Here is a 16,115-nt window from a genome sequence, read left to right on the forward strand (position 1 = left end):
CCCCTTCCACATCGTGCCGATCCAGTTGAAGAATTTGATCCCGGTCGGTATCGCGATCAGGTAGGACATGAACGAGAAGAACGGCAGCAGGACGGCGCCGGTGGCGAACATGTGGTGCGCCCACACCGCAGTTGAGAGTCCGGCGATGGTCATCGTGGCGTAGATCATTGTGGTGTATCCGAATATCGGTTTGCGGGCGAACACCGGAATGATCTCGGTGATGATGCCGAAGAACGGCAGCGCCACGATGTAGACCTCGGGGTGGCCGAAGAACCAGAACAGGTGCTGCCACAACAGTACTCCGCCGTTGGCCGGGTCATAGATGTGGGCGCCCAGGTGGCGGTCAGCGGCTAACCCGAACAAGGCCGCGGTTAGCAGGGGGAAGACCATCAGGGCCATGATGGACGTGATCAGGATGTTCCAGGTGAAGATCGGCATCCGGAACATCGTCATCCCGGGAGCGCGCATGCAGACCACGGTGGTGATCATGTTGACCGCACCCAAAATGGTACCCAGGCCGCCCACCGCCAGGCCCATGATCCATAGGTCCCCGCCCACACCAGGTGCGTGAACGGCACTGGAGAGGGGGGTGTAGGCAGTCCACCCGAAATCGGCCGCCCCCCCGGGGGTGATGAACCCCGAGATCGCGATCAGCCCGCCGAACAGAAACAGCCAGTAGGAGAATGCGTTCAGCCGCGGGAAGGCCACGTCGGGCGCGCCGATCTGCAGCGGCAGCACCAGGTTGGCGAAACCGAACACGATTGGCGTGGCATAGAACAGCAGCATGATCGTGCCGTGCATGGTGAACAACTGGTTGTACTGCTCGTTGGACAAGAACTGCAGTCCCGGCGCGGTCAGCTCGGCGCGCATGAACAGCGCCATCAACCCGCCGGTGAAAAAGAACGCGAAACAGGTGACCACGTACATGATCCCGATCAATTTGTGATCCGTGGTCGTCACCAGCTTGTAGACCAGGGTGCCTTTCGGCCCCAGCCGGGCAGGAAACGGCCGATGCGCCACCAAGTCTCGCGGAGCCACTCCGGTCGCCATCAAGTCCTCCCACTATTCGTGATTTGGCTTGTCGTGGGCTGCCTCTGGGCCTCAGCCGCCGTCGGCGGTGGGTTTGCGGGCGACGATCGCGACGGCGGTCAACCCTTCGCGGTATCGGCTGAAGGTGCGACGCATCTCAACCACGCGCCGACGGGCGTCGCGATGGCTCAACAGATTTTTCGCAAACCTCAGCGCTCCCAGGGGGCCTTCGTCGGCTATCAAGCGTCGCGGTTGTAACAGCGCCATTGGGGCGGTCGCGACATGGTCGACGACCAGACCGTGATCCGCCAGCAGTCGTGTCCACTCGGCAACCGTCAGGGGGCGGGCGTTAACTTTGATCGCTCGGGAAAGCGATTGCTGGACATCGGTCTTGACCTCATCGGAGGTGGTGTCGGGTGTCAACGCGAGTTCGTGGATGGCGTAGCGTCCGTCCGGGCGCAGCACCCGCGACGCCTCGGCCACGATGGCGTGCTTGGCCGGATCGCTTTGCATTGTCAGCATCGCTTCACCGATAACGACATCTCTGCTGGCATCGGGCAGTCCAGTCGTGGTCGCGTTGGCTACCCGGATCTCCCCCCGTCCATTGACGACGTTACGGACCGACTGCGCGGCGTCGGGGTCTTGCTCGGTGCCGAGGTATGACCGGGGACGGCGGGCGAGGATCTCGGTGGCGGTGCGGCCGAGACCCGGGGCCAGCTCAAGCACGTCGGCGTCGGTGACATTCGCGGCGGCCAGCAGTGTGCGGGTAAGTCCGACCCCGCCGGGGCGCAGCACCCGCTTGCCCAGCCGCGCGAGTAGCCAGTGCCCTTGCACTGCGTCGTCAGCGCGGCTCGCGCGCGGCAGCTTCGCCGTCCGACTGGCGTGCATGGCCCTGCTCATCAGACTTGGCGCACGGTCGGAGAAAGCGGGAGGATTTCTCGCTTTTGGTGAACGGTCAGGTAACGCAGTCCGTCTGGGCCAGCGGTGAATTGTCGCCGTGACCGACGTGGTAGCCAGAGCAGGACACCGGGAAACAACTCAATCGTGCCCTCTTCAGTAGTCAACCGACCGCTGCCGGACAGCACGTGAATCAAGACGTCGACGTCGGCCCCGGTGTGTGTGTCGATTCCGTCATTGGGCGCCAGCGCGATGACATTCGAGTCCAGATCGCGTTCGCGGACGTCCAGTTTCCACGCCACCCCGGCCACGTCCGATTCCACGTCCGCGCGCGCGATATCGGTGGTGTTCGCCAGCACCCGCGGCAACGGGGTGGTGGTGAGTTTGCTGATCCGGATCCGCCAGACCGTCGGGCCTTTCTCGACATACTCCCAGCCATAGCTGTCGACGTAATCGGCCTCGAATTCCTCATGGAGGTGCTTCGGGTCATGGTTGTTGACCAGAACGAACGATCCCCCGACCGGCAGGTCGGCATAGGCGGCGAAGATCGTCGGGTGCTTGTCGGGCTTGCGCAGCTGTCGCACGTCGAGTTCGGTGTCGGCCATGGGGTTTCGCACCTCCGCGAGTTTTTACAAGTGTGACTTGTACAAACGTTACCGCATGAGCGCGCAATAGGGAAGCCTTCGCTATCTCGCCATGGCAGAAGTTGTTTTACGCGCACTAGATGGTCTGGTGGCGCCCGAAGAATTCGTGGTCTTCGTTGTAACCGCCGTAGCCGCTGCCGAGCTCGGCGTAGTGCGCGACGAATTCAATGCCCTTGAGCCACTTGACATGCCGGAAGCCGTGCTGCAATTCATTGCGCAGCCGCAGCGGCGCCCCGTGGCCGTAGCTCACGGGTTCGCCGTTCATGTCGTAGGCCAGCATGGTCAGATGGTTGCTCATCTGCTCGATCGGGTGCGCGACGTAGTAGATTCCGCCGTCGGCGCCGGGGCCGAGGGAGTAGAACACCACCCATTTGGCCTCGGGCAGCGGTTTGACGATGTCCATGATGGTCTGCATCGACACGCCACCCCATTTGGCGACACCCGACCAGCCCTGGATGCAGAAGTGCTGGGTGATCTGTTCGTGGTAGGGGAGATCATGCAGGTCGGCGAGCGAGAACTCGGTCGGGTGCTCGACGAGGCCGTAGATCCGTAGTCGCCAATCCACAAAGTTGTTCTTCTCCAACTCTTTGTACTCAACGGTTTCCGGGTAGGTGCCGTTGTGCCAGAAGTACGGCGAGATGTCCTTTTCGGTGAACGCGCCCGGCTTCGGATTGGTGTACTCGAACAGCCGCTGCAACGGCCCGATGAGCGCGTAGCCGACCCGTTGCACCACCCGCGGGTGCCGATGGGTGAACGGGGTGGCGGCCACCCAGCCGACAGCCACCACCACCATGGCCGCGGCGAAGATCCCGAATCCGACCCAGCTGTTGTCGTCGCGGGCGGCGAACATGTGGTTGAGGTTGCGCAACGCTTCGGTGGCGAAGACCAGCGTGACGTGGACAACGATGAAGAACAGGAAATAGACCAGCACCAGGAAATGCAGCGAGCGTGCGGCCTGGATGCTCAAGCGCTTACTGATCACGGTGAGGCGCATCGATAGCGCCGGCGACATCCCGAGCCCGCTAATGACCGCGAGCGGTGCGGCGATGAAGACGGTGGTGAAGTACGCCAGCAACTGCATGCCGTTGTAAGCCACCCACGTGCTGTCGGTCGGCCAGTCCAGGGAAAGATACTGAATGCCCACAGATACCGCGTTGGGAAACACGTCCCAGCTAGTCGGAACGATGTGACGCCATTGCCCGGTAGCGAACAAGAGCACGTAGAAGAGCGCGCCGTTGAGCAGCCACAAGACGTCAACGCCGAGATGCCACCACCGCGCCAGTCCAATGGAATGGCGGATCCCCGGCAATCCCACCAGGCCGGGCAGCGAAACCGAATCGTCCTTGGCTGTCCACAGCGGGTCGTCCGGCACCGGCTTGGCCACCCGGAGCCACTCGTCCTTGCCGGGCGTGGCGTTGCGACTGAAGTAGAGCCGCGGATGGTCGCACAGGATCTGAATCCCGGACCGGATGATGAACATCATCAAGAACAGGTTGAAAAAGTGCGTCCAGCCCACCCAGCCGGGGATGCCCGGGCTGACCCCGGAAGGCGCATGGGTACCGGGATAACGTTGGATGAATGCCTGCACCGCCGAAATGTTGTGCAGGCCTTTGCCTACCGCCACCGCGGCGACCAGCAGGGCGAACCCTATAGGAATCAGCCACAGCAGGTTGAACCACTTCTCACGACTGACGCGCAGTCGCGGCGCGATCGCCCGCTTGTCTTCTAACCCACCGGCCCAGGTCTCGGGGTTGACGATGTCCTCAGCAAGGCGCAGCTCGGTGCGGTAGCCCACAGCCCCGTGCCCATCGCGGTCTTCGCCGTGGTGCACAGCACTAGCTACGGAGGCTTCCGGCGAGTCCATCTGTCTTCCTACGTCGCGACTTTGGCCCTGGGAGTGTTGGACTTCGGATTCGTTGTCAGTCATCGGAGCTCACACCCACCTAGTTTGTACAATCGCTATTGTGTAAACTCTACGGCATGACATACGTGATCGGGAAGCCGTGTGTGGATGTGATGGACCGGGCCTGCGTCGAGGAGTGCCCGGTGGATTGCATCTATGAGGGCGTGCGCGCGCTCTACATCCATCCCGACGAATGCGTGGACTGCGGAGCCTGCGAACCTGTCTGCCCCGTTGAAGCGATCTACTACGAAGACGACCTGCCCGAAGAGTTGCAGCCCTATCAACCGGACAATGCAGCGTTCTTTTTCGAAGCCCTGCCTGGTCGCGACGAGCCGCTAGGGTCGCCGGGCGGAGCCGCCAAAATCGGTCCGCTCGGCGTCGACACACCGCTGGTTGCCAGCCTGCCCAAGCAGAATCTCCAGGGAGCGTGAGCGCTATCGTCAGGTCATCCGAGAAGTCCCCGGGTCGCCGCCGTGATGTGCTACGGGTGCTGAGGGCAGCGCCCGGCCCTATGGGCGTCACCGCGATCGCCGATGAGCTGGGCGTGCATCCGAACACCGTCCGCTTCCATTTGGACACATTGGTCAGCGACGGCCGGGTTGAGCAAGTCCAGCCGGAAGGCAAACGTCCGGGTCGCCCGCCGTCGATGTTCCGCGTTGTCCGGCGGATGGATCCCGGTGGGCCGCGCCACTACAGGCTTCTCGCCGAGATCCTCGCGGCGAGCCTTGCCGACGGCCGCAATCCACGAGCCAAGGCACTGGCCGCCGGCCGGGCGTGGGGGCGGCGGTTGGAATCGCTGGCGCCACAAGGTAAGAAGATAAGCGCAAAGAAATCGATCGACCACCTCATTGGCGTGCTCGACGAGCTCGGATTCGCGCCCGAACGCCGCAAATCCGGTGGAAAACATCAGATTGGCTTGCGGCACTGCCCATTCCTCGAACTCGCCGAGACCCGAACCGATGTCGTCTGCCCGATCCACCTGGGCCTCATGCAAGGAGTTCTGGAAAACTCGGCGGCACCGGTCGCCGTCGATCGACTAGATGCGTTCGTCGAACCGGATCTGTGTCTGGCCCACCTCACGCGGAAAGGAACCGCCAGGTGAGCACCGAAGCGGCGATCGCCGGCGCCCTCACCTTCGTGTGGCTGGGAATGGTGCTAGCGATCTCGTTTCTCGAAGCGCCGTTGAAGTTCCGCGCCCCTAATGTCACGCGGCAGGTCGGTCTCGGGATCGGGCGCCTGGTCTTCCGGGCGCTCAACAGCATCGAAGTCGTGTTCTCCATCGTCATCGCGGCGATCATTTTGGCCAGCGTGCCGCCGGCCAGCGTCATCGCGGTATTCCTCATCGCGTTCGCCATGCTCGCCACCCAGCTAATCGCCGTGCGACCGTTCTTGAACCGTCGTTCTGACAAGGTGCTCGCCGGCCTTAACGCGCCCCGCTCCCGCGGTCACTACGCATATGTTGGCCTGGAAGCAATCAAGGTGATCGCGTTGATAGTTGCCGGGATTCTTCTACTACTCGGTCCCACTCAAACTTGATTGCACGCTGAACAATTCGCCCATCCGGATACTGATCTGGTCCAGCTGGCCACCGAACTCTCCACGACGGGGCACCATCGTTGCAAGCGCTGACTCATAAGGGCTGACAGTCGCTTTGGAGTGAGTGCCCGCCGCGCCACCCTGTCGATCAGTCCAGATTCGGTGCAGTCCATTCGACTCCGCCTGCGCCCGATTGTGTTCCATTGCATAGCCACACCCTCTCCCGATGACGCGTAGCATACGATAGGTTTATACAATGGCGTTTGTAGAAAACCGTCGGTTCCTAGCCTTGAGCCCAAGCTCGGTCGTGGTGGTGATTGCCGAGTGGGTGCGACTGCCAGCAGTCCACTGGCGGTATCCGTTCAGTGGTCCACAGATCGAAACATAATGTGCGACTTGGAATCGAAGGAGGAAGCGTGTTGAAGGTCCAGCGGTTGCCGGAACGGCAGGTCCAAAGGCTTGGGTCGCGGGTGCTGGACTTTGTCGGACGTCAGAGATGGCTTGATCGGCCGAGTTACCGGCTTGAGCACCTACTGAGCTTTTTGTACAACGCGCTAGGGGGTGCCCGGGATCGAGTCGTCAACGCGCTCAACGGCGTATGGCTCGGCCATCCGGTACACCCGCCTCTGGCATCCTTGACCAGCGGAGCGATCGGGACGACGGTGGCGTTGGATGCGCTGAGTGTGTTGCCAGGGCGGCCGGCTACCGAACTCATCGACGCATCGCGGTTCGCCCGGCGTGCCCTGGGATTGGGAATCCTGGCCAATGTCGGCTCCGCGGTCACCGGGGTGACCGATTGGCAGCACACCCATGAGGAAGACCGTCGTATCGGACTAGTGCACGGCGTGCTGAATCTCTTTGCGACGAGTCTTTATCTGGTTTCGTGGTGGGAACGTTATCGTGGCCACCATCTGCAAGGCATCGCGCTCAGCGCCGTTGGATACGGAATCACCGCCGGCAGCAGCTATTTGGGCGGAGCTTTGGTCTTTGATTCCGGCATCGGAATCGACCGATCCGGAGAGCGGCTGCACAGCAAAGAGTGGACATCGGTGCTAGCGCTGGAGTCGTTGCAAGACGGAAAGCCGCAGCGCGTCGAGGTTGAGGGCGTCGGATTGGTGGTATGCCGCACCGGTGATCAGCAGGTGTCGGCGTTTGGCGAATACTGCCCACATTTGGCCGCGCCGATGGCCGACGGCTGGGTCGACCGCGGCCGAATCGTGTGTCCATGGCATGGATCCCGGTTCGACGTGGACTCCGGGGAGGTACTGCGCGGTCCGGCGGCGGCTTCGCTGCCGCACTATGAAGCTCGTGTACGCGACGGGATGATCGAGGTGCGTGGCGCGTCCCAGCATGCACTCGAAGTGGGCATGGCGGTGGGGAAGTGAACGCGTATTCGGTGTTGCAGGACCATCACAAAACGCTGAAAAGCCTGGGCCGCAAAATAAGTGCGACACCGGCTGGCACGGCCGAACGGCAGGCCTATCTCGATGAGATGCTCGTTGAATTGGACATTCATCTCCGTATTGAGGATGACATCTATTACCCTGCCTTGGCTGCCGCCAGCAGATTGATTGCGATCGCCCACGCCGAGCATCGCCAAGTCATCGATCAACTCGCCGTAGTGTTGCGAACGCCGCCCACCGCGCTGGGGTACGAGCACGAATGGGAAACATTCAAGCTCGTCTTGGAGGCACATGCCGACGAAGAAGAACGCGACATGATCCCAGTCCCTGCCTCTGTTGAGATCAGCGACGATGAGCTCGACGCGCTGGGCGCCGAGATGGCAGCGCGCATCGAGCAACTACGCAGCTCCACGATCGAAAAGCTAAGGGTAAAGGGCAGAGCGGCGCTGATGCGCGCAATGTAGACCCAGTTCCGCCTAGCGGCCGATTCAGGTGGTATAGCCAGCCGGCGCACCGTGTGCCAGCGGATAGGAAGGTTAGGTCGGTGCGTTCGTTAGTGGTCATCGGCTAACCCAACGGTGTCGACCGTCCTTCGCCAGACCGCACACCATCGGCTTACCGGTTGACGAGACACCGGTTGCGCCTGGGCGGGAACAGAATGCGCCTGGATGGACGGTGCCTGGGGCGCGATCCGGCTCAGGAACCGGCGAAGTGGCGGGCGGCGGCGGGGGTTCAACCGGCGCCGGCCCAGCCGCCTGGGGAACGGAGGGCGGTGTCGCACCGCAGCCGGTCAGCACTCCGGCGATAGCGTCGTGTTCGGCAGGGGTTGCCCACAGGTGGTATGCGGCTTTGACTTCGACCTGCCGGGACACATACGTGCAGCGGTATGCCTTGTTCGGTGGCAGCCACGTCGCGGCGTCGCCATCCTTCTTCTGCTCGTTCGCCTTTCCATCGGTGGCCTGCAGGTTGCGCGGATCGTTTGCGAAGTCCTGGCGGGTCTGCGGATCGAGTTGGTGTGCGCCTTTCTGCCAGGCATCCCCGAGTGCCACAACGTGGTCAATTTGAACGGCTGTGGACGTCTTGGCGCCGCGGGTGAATGGAATTGCCTTGCCCGTGTAGGGGTCGTTAAGTGTGCCTGACAGCACGGTACATCCGTGCGATCCCAGCTTCACGGTGATGTCAGTCAGGTCGCGGTGCAGGATGTCATTGCGGGTGTCGCAACCGTTGTGTCCGCCTTCTACACGCACATCGTCGGTCCATGCCTGCCCGAAAGCGTCTCGGCTGTACCCCGTTTTCGGCGCACGTCCTTTGATCGGCAGCGTTTCCAGCTTTGCCGCTGCTGTGGTGAATGCGTCGCTGTCGTTGTCGTCGGACCTACCCGGTGCGGCGAGGGCGATCCCGGCGGCGACCGCAGCAGCCGCGACTAAAGCGAACAGGCGCCGTGTCATTCGAGTCCCTGATTCAACTCAGCCGACCCGTCCACAACGTGCTCGACCGCCGCGGCTACGCGGTCGTCGGCGCCAGTTGACGTTTGCGACGGTGCGGCCGCCGAAGCCGGCGCGGCCACGCTTGCCCGAAATAGATACCGTGATCCTGGGGGTCAGCTCGACATCACGCACAAAGACCGTTGCCGGCGCGCCTTTATCTGGCCACACAACTGCAGTGCGTAGCGGCTCGGTCGGCGGGCTCATGCCCTCTGCCCAGCCAACCAACGCAGCGCGCTGTCGACGGCGGTGTCTGCGGGCGCCAAATGCGCCAACCCGATATCACCGCGGAAATAGGTAACGTCCTGCGGACGCCCGTCGGGGTGGAAGTACACGAACAGCGTGAAATCGCCCTTGCGGTATTCGTTGGCAAGTTCGGTTTCGATTGTGGCGTCCCAGCCGTGCTCGGCCGCGGCCTTGGCAATCTGATCCCGTGCGTTCATAGGCCGGGGCGGTTGCGGGCGCCGGCGATCGGTGTCAGGTGGCCGGCGCAGGTCCGATGTAGGGCCTGCAGGAACAGAAATGCGCCAGGCCGCAAAAGCCGTCCGCACTTGCTCTGTGCTCTTTTCTTGCATCTAGTTCTCTAGACGCGAATGTTTCCAACATGTTGCATAACCGGGAATTATGCATGAAATCCTTCAGTCTGACAAGCATTAAGCTAATTTGATGGATCTGAGGTTGATCAGGCGCCTATCCGCACCTACTGTGACCAGCATGGACACACGCAGCTTGGTAGCGCCCGATGTGCTGGCGCGACGCATCAGGATGCTCATGGGGGACCAGAAGCTGTCGCGGAAGCGACTGGCTGAAGCGACCGGCATCAGCCGGCCATCCCTCGCCAACAAGCTGGACGGCAAGGTGCCGTTCACTTACGACGAGCTGCTGCGGATCGTTACTGTTCTCGACGTGGCCTGGGATGAGCTGCTTGCCGGGCATGACGACACCAGCCGTCTGGCTGATGCGTCGAGAACCTATGAGTCGATACGGCTGGGCGACCTGAAGGCGCGCCCCGACCGCAGGCTATAGCGGGTGGGGCTGATAGCCACGGTGACTCTGGTCATCGCCGTGCTGGCACTGTGCAGTGTCCGCCACGCCTGGAGCATCCCTTGGGAAAGGCCAGCCACTCTAACCGTCGCGCTACTAACCCTCGACGTACTGCTGCTGGCCCCCCGGGTGTCCCGTTGGCTGAGCCCAAAGCTGCACGCCTTCACCGGCCTGTGGAACCTCGAAGACCTCATCGGGCACATCAGCGTCCTGATCGCTATGGGCTCCTTGCTTTACTTGGTGGCCAGCCGGCTCGACATGAACCCCGCCCAGTTCCGTTGGTTCGTCCGGTATCGGATCGAGCTGCCCTGCACCATAGGCATCGCTCTCATGGTCGCAATCTTCGTAGCCGGGGACATAGCTGACGGCTACGTCATCGACACGGTCGCTGTCCATGCGACCCCTTGGCTGCGTGCCTACTGGCTCACCATGAGCGTCGCCTGTTACTACCTGATCTGGAATATCGGTCAGGCGTTACTGATTCTGCGACGCGATCCCCAGTCGCGCCGAGCGGCCACCGCATACCTCGCCGCGGTCGGCATAAGTGCCTGCTGCGGTATAGCTTTCGTATTGGCGATCGAGCCGCTGCAATGGCTGATGGTGCGCGCCGAGGTGGTTGGCTACGCGATAGCAGCCTCGTACACCTGGCGATCCAAGGTCGCCGACCTTCGCCGGTAATACTTAGGTCATGCGTCCTCGTTGCCCGCCAGAGGTGACGTGGCCGCGGCTACCGCAGCTCGGCCGCTGGCGGAAGCGGAGCACATTGTGCTCTCCGAGGCGCCGCGGGTTGAGATGGGTTGGCCGGGCGAGGGCGCCAATACCCGACGCTAGGCCCGCACTTCTCGGTGCACTATGGCTCTGGCCAGCTAGCGAAGTCCACGAGAAAGTCGCGTTGCAGACCCATCTGCTGCCACCACTCGCTGGCGAAGTCCCGACAGTTCTCCCATGCCCACTGGGCGCAACCGGCCCCTAAGGCTTTGTTTGGATACCAGGGGTCGCCAAGCGGTAGCGGATTCTCCGTGAACTTGCCCCGCAGCGCCTGCTCAAACTCGTGCTCCTCGTCGTGCCATTGCAGCTCGGGTATGAAGTGCACCAGCGCGTTACGCAGCCGGACGGCAACCTTGACGCTCCCATACGGCTCGCGGCCCTTGTCAAGCGGCGGCTTGTCGGCGGCCACGAGGGCAACGCTGTACTTGTCGAGGAGCCTCAAATTGCGCTCCACACCCTCGGCTCGCCATAGCTCCCGCAGCCTCGCCACCTCGGGGCGGGAGAGGCCGGCGAGCCGCTGGTTGTCCTCATCGGCCGGTGTGTCGGCGGCGTCCTGCCATACCTCGTTTACCAACGCCTCTAGGAACGCCACCGATGCCTGGAGCGTTGACACGCAGAGCGACCGCTGCTCCATGTCTGGCTCGTAGGCGTTTTGCGCGACGAGCTCGCTCTCGCGTTGCTGGCACAGCCGCGCAAGGTGCCGAGCGTTCCACAGGTGGGTGCTCGCAAAGTAGTGGCGCGAGCCGACTCTGGCGGTTGCGTATGTCATGGGGCGCATTACAACCTGCGCCTGCGCCTCGGTGGGCTGCTCGGCCGGCTCGCCACTTGGTCCCGCTGGGGATTTCACGGAATGTACTGCGGACAGTAGGCGGCGGCAGCGCTCCTGACGATGACTTTCACGTCGTCCTCGGTAATGCCGTGCCCCGCATAGATTTCGCCCTGCGCCATCACCGCGTTCATGCTGTAGCCGGCGGCGAGTTGCTCGCAAATCTCGTGCCCGGCCGCGATGAGCGATGCATCGCTGCCGGAAGTAGGTTGGATGCCCTGCCTGTGGAGCGCGTTCAGGTAAGCCGCATCCGCGTCGGGGTCGGCCCACGCCGGAACCCTGGTGACAGCGCTGAGAACGATGCCTGCGGCGAGGGCGGCTAAACCGGCAGCGGAAGCTTTTAGCACCTTCGACCCCCAAGAAACTCCGATCTGCGCTCACCGTAATCGGTTGCTCTGCTCAGAGCAGGGGGATTACCCGAAAGGAAAGAGGGGTTGCAGCCTGCTCGCTGGGCGGTTTGCCCATTAGAGGCGGGCGCCATTTGGCAGCGTATTGGCAGCGGTGCCCGCAAATAGGCGCAAAAACCGCCTCTGACGTGCATAAACTACTGGTGCGCGGTACTGGGATTGAACCAGCGACCTCTTCCGTGTCAGGGAAGCGCTCTCCCGCTGAGCTAACCGCGCCCGGTCAAAGAATTGGAGGTGGAGACGGGAATCGAACCCGTGTGCACGGCTTTGCAGGCCGTTGCCTCACCACTCGGCCACTCCACCGTAGGTTTGATGCCACTTGCACCCTCGAGCGGACGACGGGATTCGAACCCGCGACCCTCACCTTGGCAAGGTGATGCGCTACCAACTGCGCTACGTCCGCGCGCAACGGGCGAGATCGTCGCCCGGTGCGAAGCACGACGATAGTCGACCTGAGCGGGCCCGCACAAATTTTTCGTAAAGTCCCGCGCGCCGCGATCCCCCGGGCTGTGTAGGACGTTCTGCCGAGCCGCCGGCGCGTGCTAACCTTCGACCTCGTTCGCCTCTCGGCGCCGGTCCCGTGGCTCAGTGGGAGAGCGTCCGCTTCACACGCGGAAGGTCGCTGGTTCGATCCCAGCCGGGACCACCCTCATCTCGCTGGCATGGTGTCGCTGGTGCAGCGTTAGCGTTAAGCAATCAGGGCAACCGAAGGATGCTGACGATGCCTGACGAAAAGCGGGGGCAGGCCGCTCTGTTCGACGCCTTGACGACCAAAGGCACGGCGTTTTCCCAGGCCGAACGCCGCAAGTACGGTCTGCTCGGACTGCTGCCGACCGCTGTGAAGACCCTGGAAGAGCAAGCCGCGCACTGTTGGCATGAATTTTCCACTCGCCGTGACGATCTCGATAAACACATCTATCTCCGCGCATTGCAGGACCGCAACGAAACCCTGTTCTACCGTGTACTGCGCGACCACATCCCCGAAACCCTGCCGATCGTCTATACCCCCACCGTCGGTGAGGCCTGCCAGCGTTTCGGCGAGATCTATCGGCGGCCAAGGGGACTGTTCGTTTCCTATCCCGACCGCGACCGTCTCGACGAAGTGCTGCGCAATCGGCCCCAGCACGACGTCGACGTGATTGTGGTGACCGATGGGCAGCGGATTCTGGGTCTGGGCGACCAGGGCATCGGTGGGATGGGCATTCCGATCGGCAAGCTGTCGCTCTACACCCTGATCGGCGGCATCGATCCCGCGCGCACTCTGCCGATCGTGCTCGACGTGGGCACCGACAACGCCGAACTCCTCGAAGACCCGCTTTATCTAGGTTGGCGCCACCGGCGCATCGACGACGACGCGTACTACGCGTTCATCGACCGGTTCGTCGCTACTGTGCGCGAACAACTGCCCGATGTGCTGCTGCAATGGGAAGACTTCGCCAGTGCGCACGCGCAGCCCATCCTTGCCCGCTACCGCGACCAGCTGCTCACCTTCAACGACGACATTCAGGGCACTGCCGCCGTCACGCTCGGCGCACTGCACGGCGCCGCCAAAGTAGCCGGACGCCCGCTGTCGCAGCAGCAGGTCGTCATGCTCGGTGCAGGCTCAGCCGGCATCGGAGTGCTCGACATGGTTCGCCGGGAGATGGTGACCGAAGGATTGTCTGAACAAGCTGCGGCGGAACGAATCTGGGTCGTCGACGTGGTGGGCCTGCTCACCGACGATCGCACGGACCTGTCCGACGCACAGCGTGGATTCGCTCAACCCGCCGGTCGCGTCGCGAGCTGGGGCCTGTCGGGGCCGGCACAGCTCGCCGATGTCATGCACAATGTCGACGTCGGCGTGCTACTCGGCTTATCCACCGCCGCCGGTGCCTTCACCGAAGAGATCGTGCGAGAGATGGCCGGCAAGACCGAGCGGCCGATCATCTTCCCGCTGTCCAACCCGACAAGCCGGGCCGAGGCGCACCCAGCCGAATTGGACCACTGGACCGACGGGCGTGCGCTGATCGCGACGGGCTCACCGTTCGCGCCGCTGCTACGCGATGGTGTCGAACACCCAGTGGCCCAATGCAATAACGTTTACATCTTCCCCGCGATGGGGCTTGCGGTGACCGCGGCTCAGGCCACCCGGGTCACCGACGAGATGATGCGGGTCGCCGCGGCGACCTTGGGCGATGCGTCGCCCGCGCTTGCCGACCCCGACCAGCCGCTACTACCCGCGTGGTCAGACGTGCCCGACGTGGCAGTGGGCATCGCGCAGGCCGTCGCTGCGCAGGCCGTGGCGGATGGCGTCGCCCCGAAACGCAGCAGCGAGGAACTCAGCGAGCGGATCGCGCAGGTGCGCTGGATTCCGGCCTATTCTCCGGCGCCAGCTTGAGCGCTGACGGACTCAGCGAGCGCCGGAAAGGGATGCGTCCTCCGTGATTGCCGTGCAAGATGTGCGGCGTGGCTATGTATCAGGGCAGGGCGCTCGCAGACATCAATCTCACTGGACGTCCGTTGGGGGAGGCGCTCGAAGCGTTCATCTGCCGACGTGACCCGACCCTGGAGAACCTGAACGTCCAGATCAAACGTGCGACTCCAACTGGTGACGTCGAAACGCGGGTACAGCCCAACAAGCGGTGGTACGAGGTTGTCTTCGAGACCGACGACATACCCAACGAAGACGAAGACGATGACGACGACACCTTTGAGGCGCGGCGGAAAGCACAGGTGAAGGCGAAAGCAGCGGCAAAGGCACAGGTAAAGACGTGGCCGCCGGCTAATCCAATGGTGCTGCCACCCGATCCTGATGAGGAAGAGCGGCGTCGGTGACGGGCGTGCGCGATCAGGTGGTGAATCGGGCGCGTGGAATGCGCGACCTGGTCCGTGCTGAGGCCGCGGAATCCGAGCGTTTACGGACGCTCTCCGCGCCGATCGTCGACGAGATGTGGGCCAGCGGCCTGATGTCTGCGTTCAATCCGACAGCGGCGGGCGGCGTCGAACCGTCGTTTCACGAGATGATCGAAACGTGGATCGAAATGGCTTGGCAAGACGGCTCTTTCGGCTGGATCGGCATCGCCAATCTACCCTCAACGTTCGTCGCTGCGACTTATCTCCCCGACGAGGGATTCGCCGAGATATTCACCCGGAACGACAACCACGTCACCATCGGCGGCCAGTACTTCCCCAACGGACAGGGCACGGTTGTCGATGGCGGCTATCGGTTGAGCGGTGCATGGAATTTCGGCTCGGGCACCGGGCACTCGGCTTACATCGGCGCCGGGTTTTTCCCGATGCAAAACGGTGAAATGCGTTGGGTCAGTGAAGGTATCCCGGAGATGCGGGTCGCATTCCTGCCTCGGGACGAGGTCACCTTCACCGACGGATGGCATGTCCAGGGGCTCAAAGGTACTGGTTCCTACGACTACAACGTGGCGGACGTGTTCGTACCCGAGTGCCGGACCATGCCGCTGTTCACCCGTGAGCCTTTCCGCGGAAGCTCGGCGGCCAGCCGAATGGGGCTGATGCCCATCACCGCTGCCGGGCATGCGTCGTTTGCGCTCGGGGTGGCCAAGAGCATGCTCGACGATGTCGAGGAACTCGCGGCCACCAAGGTGCGGATGAGCGACATGGCGACGCTGGCAAGCCGTCAGACCTTTCAAAAGGGACTCGCTCATCACGTCGCCGCCTGGCGGGCAGCTCGGCTGCTGGTGATCGACGCGTTCTCCACCGCCGAGGCGGCGGTCGACGCGGGCAACGACCTGACGCCCAGCTTGCGGGCCGACATGCGGGTGGCGGCGGTGTATGCCACCGACACGGCACGGGCCTGCGCCGAGTGGGCGCATTTAGCGGCCGGCACCACCGCGATCCGCGAGGGCAGCCGACTCGAGCGGGCATTCCGTGACATCTATACCGGCACCCAGCACGCATTCATCAGCGAGAAGGTGGCAATGGACGTCGCGCAGATTTGGCTCGGCATCATCGACGACCAATTCGGACTCTGACTGCGCGGCAACCGAATTCGAGAGGACCAGTCATGGTGAGCGCTGATCGCGCCCGTTCCCGCACGTTCGTCGTAACAGGTGTGGCGTCGGGCATCGGGCTCGCCACTGCCGAGCGCCTGCTGGCCGAAGGCGGCAGCGTTGTCGGCGCCGACGTGGCCGCGCCCCCCGACCTCGGCCCTAACTTCCGC

Annotated in this window: 18 protein-coding genes, 4 tRNA genes and 1 pseudogene; 12 read left to right on the forward strand and 11 right to left on the reverse strand. The window is 63.1% G+C overall.

The features are described from left to right. From WB785_RS22455 to WB785_RS22470, 4 genes are all read right to left on the reverse strand, one after another. A partial coding sequence (locus tag WB785_RS22455; protein WP_424081963.1) for a cbb3-type cytochrome c oxidase subunit I occupies positions 1-1,050 on the reverse strand: 1,050 nt, incomplete at its 3' end. 51 nt (positions 1,051-1,101) lie between these two features. Next, entirely contained in the window at positions 1,102-1,917 is an 816-nt protein-coding gene (locus tag WB785_RS22460; protein ID WP_424081965.1) for a methyltransferase domain-containing protein, read from the reverse strand. A gap of 11 nt (positions 1,918-1,928) precedes the next feature. Next, positions 1,929-2,531 carry a DUF2249 domain-containing protein gene (locus WB785_RS22465; protein ID WP_424081967.1) on the reverse strand — a complete coding sequence of 201 codons (603 nt, stop codon included), beginning with the start codon at positions 2,529-2,531 and terminating at the stop codon, positions 1,929-1,931. A gap of 115 nt (positions 2,532-2,646) precedes the next feature. Beyond that, complete coding sequence (locus WB785_RS22470) at positions 2,647-4,434, reverse strand: molybdopterin-dependent oxidoreductase (RefSeq protein WP_424081969.1); 1,788 nt, start codon at positions 4,432-4,434, stop codon at positions 2,647-2,649. Between the two features lie 116 nt (positions 4,435-4,550). Between WB785_RS22470 and fdxA the strand changes: the two genes are divergently transcribed. From fdxA to WB785_RS22495, 5 genes are all read left to right on the forward strand, one after another. Beyond that, a complete protein-coding gene (gene fdxA / locus WB785_RS22475) occupies positions 4,551-4,904 on the forward strand; it encodes a ferredoxin (RefSeq protein ID WP_424081971.1) in 354 nt (117 codons plus the stop codon). Then, a complete protein-coding gene (locus tag WB785_RS22480; protein ID WP_424081973.1) occupies positions 4,901-5,575 on the forward strand; it encodes a helix-turn-helix transcriptional regulator in 675 nt (224 codons plus the stop codon). Before fdxA ends, WB785_RS22480 begins: the two co-directional genes overlap by 4 nt. Next, entirely contained in the window at positions 5,572-6,009 is a 438-nt protein-coding gene (locus WB785_RS22485) for a hypothetical protein (protein WP_424081975.1), read from the forward strand. The genes WB785_RS22480 and WB785_RS22485 overlap by 4 nt, the downstream gene beginning before the upstream one ends. Before the next feature lie 434 nt (positions 6,010-6,443). Beyond that, on the forward strand, positions 6,444-7,394 hold the full coding sequence (locus WB785_RS22490; RefSeq protein ID WP_424081995.1) for a Rieske 2Fe-2S domain-containing protein: 951 nt from the start codon (positions 6,444-6,446) through the stop codon (positions 7,392-7,394). Further along, the gene (locus tag WB785_RS22495) at positions 7,391-7,876 is read left to right on the forward strand and encodes a hemerythrin domain-containing protein (protein WP_424081977.1); all 486 of its coding nucleotides are present in this window, start codon (positions 7,391-7,393) and stop codon (positions 7,874-7,876) included. The genes WB785_RS22490 and WB785_RS22495 overlap by 4 nt, the downstream gene beginning before the upstream one ends. A 96-nt stretch (positions 7,877-7,972) precedes the next feature. Here WB785_RS22495 and WB785_RS22500 read toward each other — a convergent pair whose 3' ends face one another. Together WB785_RS22500 and WB785_RS22505 are read right to left on the reverse strand one after the other, a co-directional pair. Further along, positions 7,973-8,860, reverse strand: coding sequence for an HNH endonuclease family protein (locus WB785_RS22500; RefSeq protein WP_424081979.1), 888 nt, complete (start codon positions 8,858-8,860; stop codon positions 7,973-7,975). Positions 8,861-9,099: 239 nt separating this feature from the next. Next, positions 9,100-9,339: a hypothetical protein gene (locus WB785_RS22505; protein WP_424081981.1), complete on the reverse strand. Its 240-nt coding sequence runs from the start codon at positions 9,337-9,339 to the stop codon at positions 9,100-9,102. A 271-nt stretch (positions 9,340-9,610) separates the two neighbouring features. Here WB785_RS22505 and WB785_RS22510 point away from each other — a divergent pair, with 271 nt between their 5' ends. Together WB785_RS22510 and WB785_RS22515 are read left to right on the forward strand one after the other, a co-directional pair. Beyond that, positions 9,611-9,922 (forward strand): helix-turn-helix domain-containing protein, encoded by a 312-nt coding sequence (locus WB785_RS22510; RefSeq protein WP_424081983.1) that lies wholly within the window; start codon positions 9,611-9,613, stop codon positions 9,920-9,922. Positions 9,923-9,925: 3 nt separating this feature from the next. Then, a complete protein-coding gene (locus WB785_RS22515) occupies positions 9,926-10,618 on the forward strand; it encodes a hypothetical protein (RefSeq protein ID WP_424081985.1) in 693 nt (230 codons plus the stop codon). Between the two features lie 172 nt (positions 10,619-10,790). Here WB785_RS22515 and WB785_RS22520 read toward each other — a convergent pair whose 3' ends face one another. The 5 genes from WB785_RS22520 to WB785_RS22540 all read right to left on the reverse strand — a co-directional run bounded on the left by WB785_RS22520 (position 10,791) and on the right by WB785_RS22540 (position 12,344). Continuing rightward, positions 10,791-11,477: a hypothetical protein gene (locus tag WB785_RS22520; protein ID WP_424081987.1), complete on the reverse strand. Its 687-nt coding sequence runs from the start codon at positions 11,475-11,477 to the stop codon at positions 10,791-10,793. Positions 11,478-11,551: 74 nt separating this feature from the next. Continuing rightward, the gene (locus WB785_RS22525; RefSeq protein ID WP_424081989.1) at positions 11,552-11,881 is read right to left on the reverse strand and encodes a DUF732 domain-containing protein; all 330 of its coding nucleotides are present in this window, start codon (positions 11,879-11,881) and stop codon (positions 11,552-11,554) included. 201 nt (positions 11,882-12,082) lie between these two features. Next, positions 12,083-12,157 (reverse strand) — tRNA-Val (locus WB785_RS22530). 13 nt (positions 12,158-12,170) lie between these two features. Beyond that, positions 12,171-12,244: transfer RNA gene (locus WB785_RS22535), tRNA-Cys, on the reverse strand. A gap of 27 nt (positions 12,245-12,271) precedes the next feature. Continuing rightward, positions 12,272-12,344, reverse strand: a tRNA-Gly gene (locus WB785_RS22540). A 171-nt stretch (positions 12,345-12,515) separates the two neighbouring features. On the opposite strand from WB785_RS22540, the gene WB785_RS22545 reads away from it, so the two are divergent. From WB785_RS22545 to WB785_RS22565, 5 genes and pseudogenes are all read left to right on the forward strand, one after another. After that, positions 12,516-12,587 (forward strand) — tRNA-Val (locus WB785_RS22545). 75 nt (positions 12,588-12,662) lie between these two features. Continuing rightward, positions 12,663-14,318 carry an NAD-dependent malic enzyme gene (locus WB785_RS22550; RefSeq protein ID WP_424081990.1) on the forward strand — a complete coding sequence of 552 codons (1,656 nt, stop codon included), beginning with the start codon at positions 12,663-12,665 and terminating at the stop codon, positions 14,316-14,318. 68 nt (positions 14,319-14,386) lie between these two features. Beyond that, positions 14,387-14,755 carry a hypothetical protein gene (locus WB785_RS22555; RefSeq protein ID WP_424081993.1) on the forward strand — a complete coding sequence of 123 codons (369 nt, stop codon included), beginning with the start codon at positions 14,387-14,389 and terminating at the stop codon, positions 14,753-14,755. A 38-nt stretch (positions 14,756-14,793) separates the two neighbouring features. Continuing rightward, the gene (locus WB785_RS22560; protein ID WP_424081997.1) at positions 14,794-15,927 is read left to right on the forward strand and encodes an acyl-CoA dehydrogenase family protein; all 1,134 of its coding nucleotides are present in this window, start codon (positions 14,794-14,796) and stop codon (positions 15,925-15,927) included. Between the two features lie 32 nt (positions 15,928-15,959). Then, positions 15,960-16,115 (forward strand): annotated as a pseudogene (locus tag WB785_RS22565) (oxidoreductase); the annotation flags it as partial.

Origin of the sequence: Mycobacterium sp., assembly GCF_049585075.1 — a bacterium.
Classification (GTDB): Bacteria; Actinomycetota; Actinomycetes; order Mycobacteriales; family Mycobacteriaceae; genus Mycobacterium.

Bases quoted from the DNA above. Each gene is read 5' to 3' on its own strand.
- fdxA (WP_424081971.1), top strand. From the start codon at position 4,551: ATGACATACGTGATCGGGAAGCCGTGTGTGGATGTGATGGACCGGGCC.
- WB785_RS22500 (WP_424081979.1), bottom strand. From the start codon at position 8,860: ATGACACGGCGCCTGTTCGCTTTAGTCGCGGCTGCTGCGGTCGCCGCC.
- WB785_RS22470 (WP_424081969.1), bottom strand. From the start codon at position 4,434: ATGGACTCGCCGGAAGCCTCCGTAGCTAGTGCTGTGCACCACGGCGAA.
- WB785_RS22550 (WP_424081990.1), top strand. From the start codon at position 12,663: ATGCCTGACGAAAAGCGGGGGCAGGCCGCTCTGTTCGACGCCTTGACG.
- WB785_RS22520 (WP_424081987.1), bottom strand. From the start codon at position 11,477: ATGACATACGCAACCGCCAGAGTCGGCTCGCGCCACTACTTTGCGAGC.
- WB785_RS22465 (WP_424081967.1), bottom strand. From the start codon at position 2,531: ATGGCCGACACCGAACTCGACGTGCGACAGCTGCGCAAGCCCGACAAG.
- WB785_RS22505 (WP_424081981.1), bottom strand. From the start codon at position 9,339: ATGAACGCACGGGATCAGATTGCCAAGGCCGCGGCCGAGCACGGCTGG.
- WB785_RS22460 (WP_424081965.1), bottom strand. From the start codon at position 1,917: ATGCACGCCAGTCGGACGGCGAAGCTGCCGCGCGCGAGCCGCGCTGAC.
- WB785_RS22510 (WP_424081983.1), top strand. From the start codon at position 9,611: ATGGACACACGCAGCTTGGTAGCGCCCGATGTGCTGGCGCGACGCATC.
- WB785_RS22560 (WP_424081997.1), top strand. From the start codon at position 14,794: ATGCGCGACCTGGTCCGTGCTGAGGCCGCGGAATCCGAGCGTTTACGG.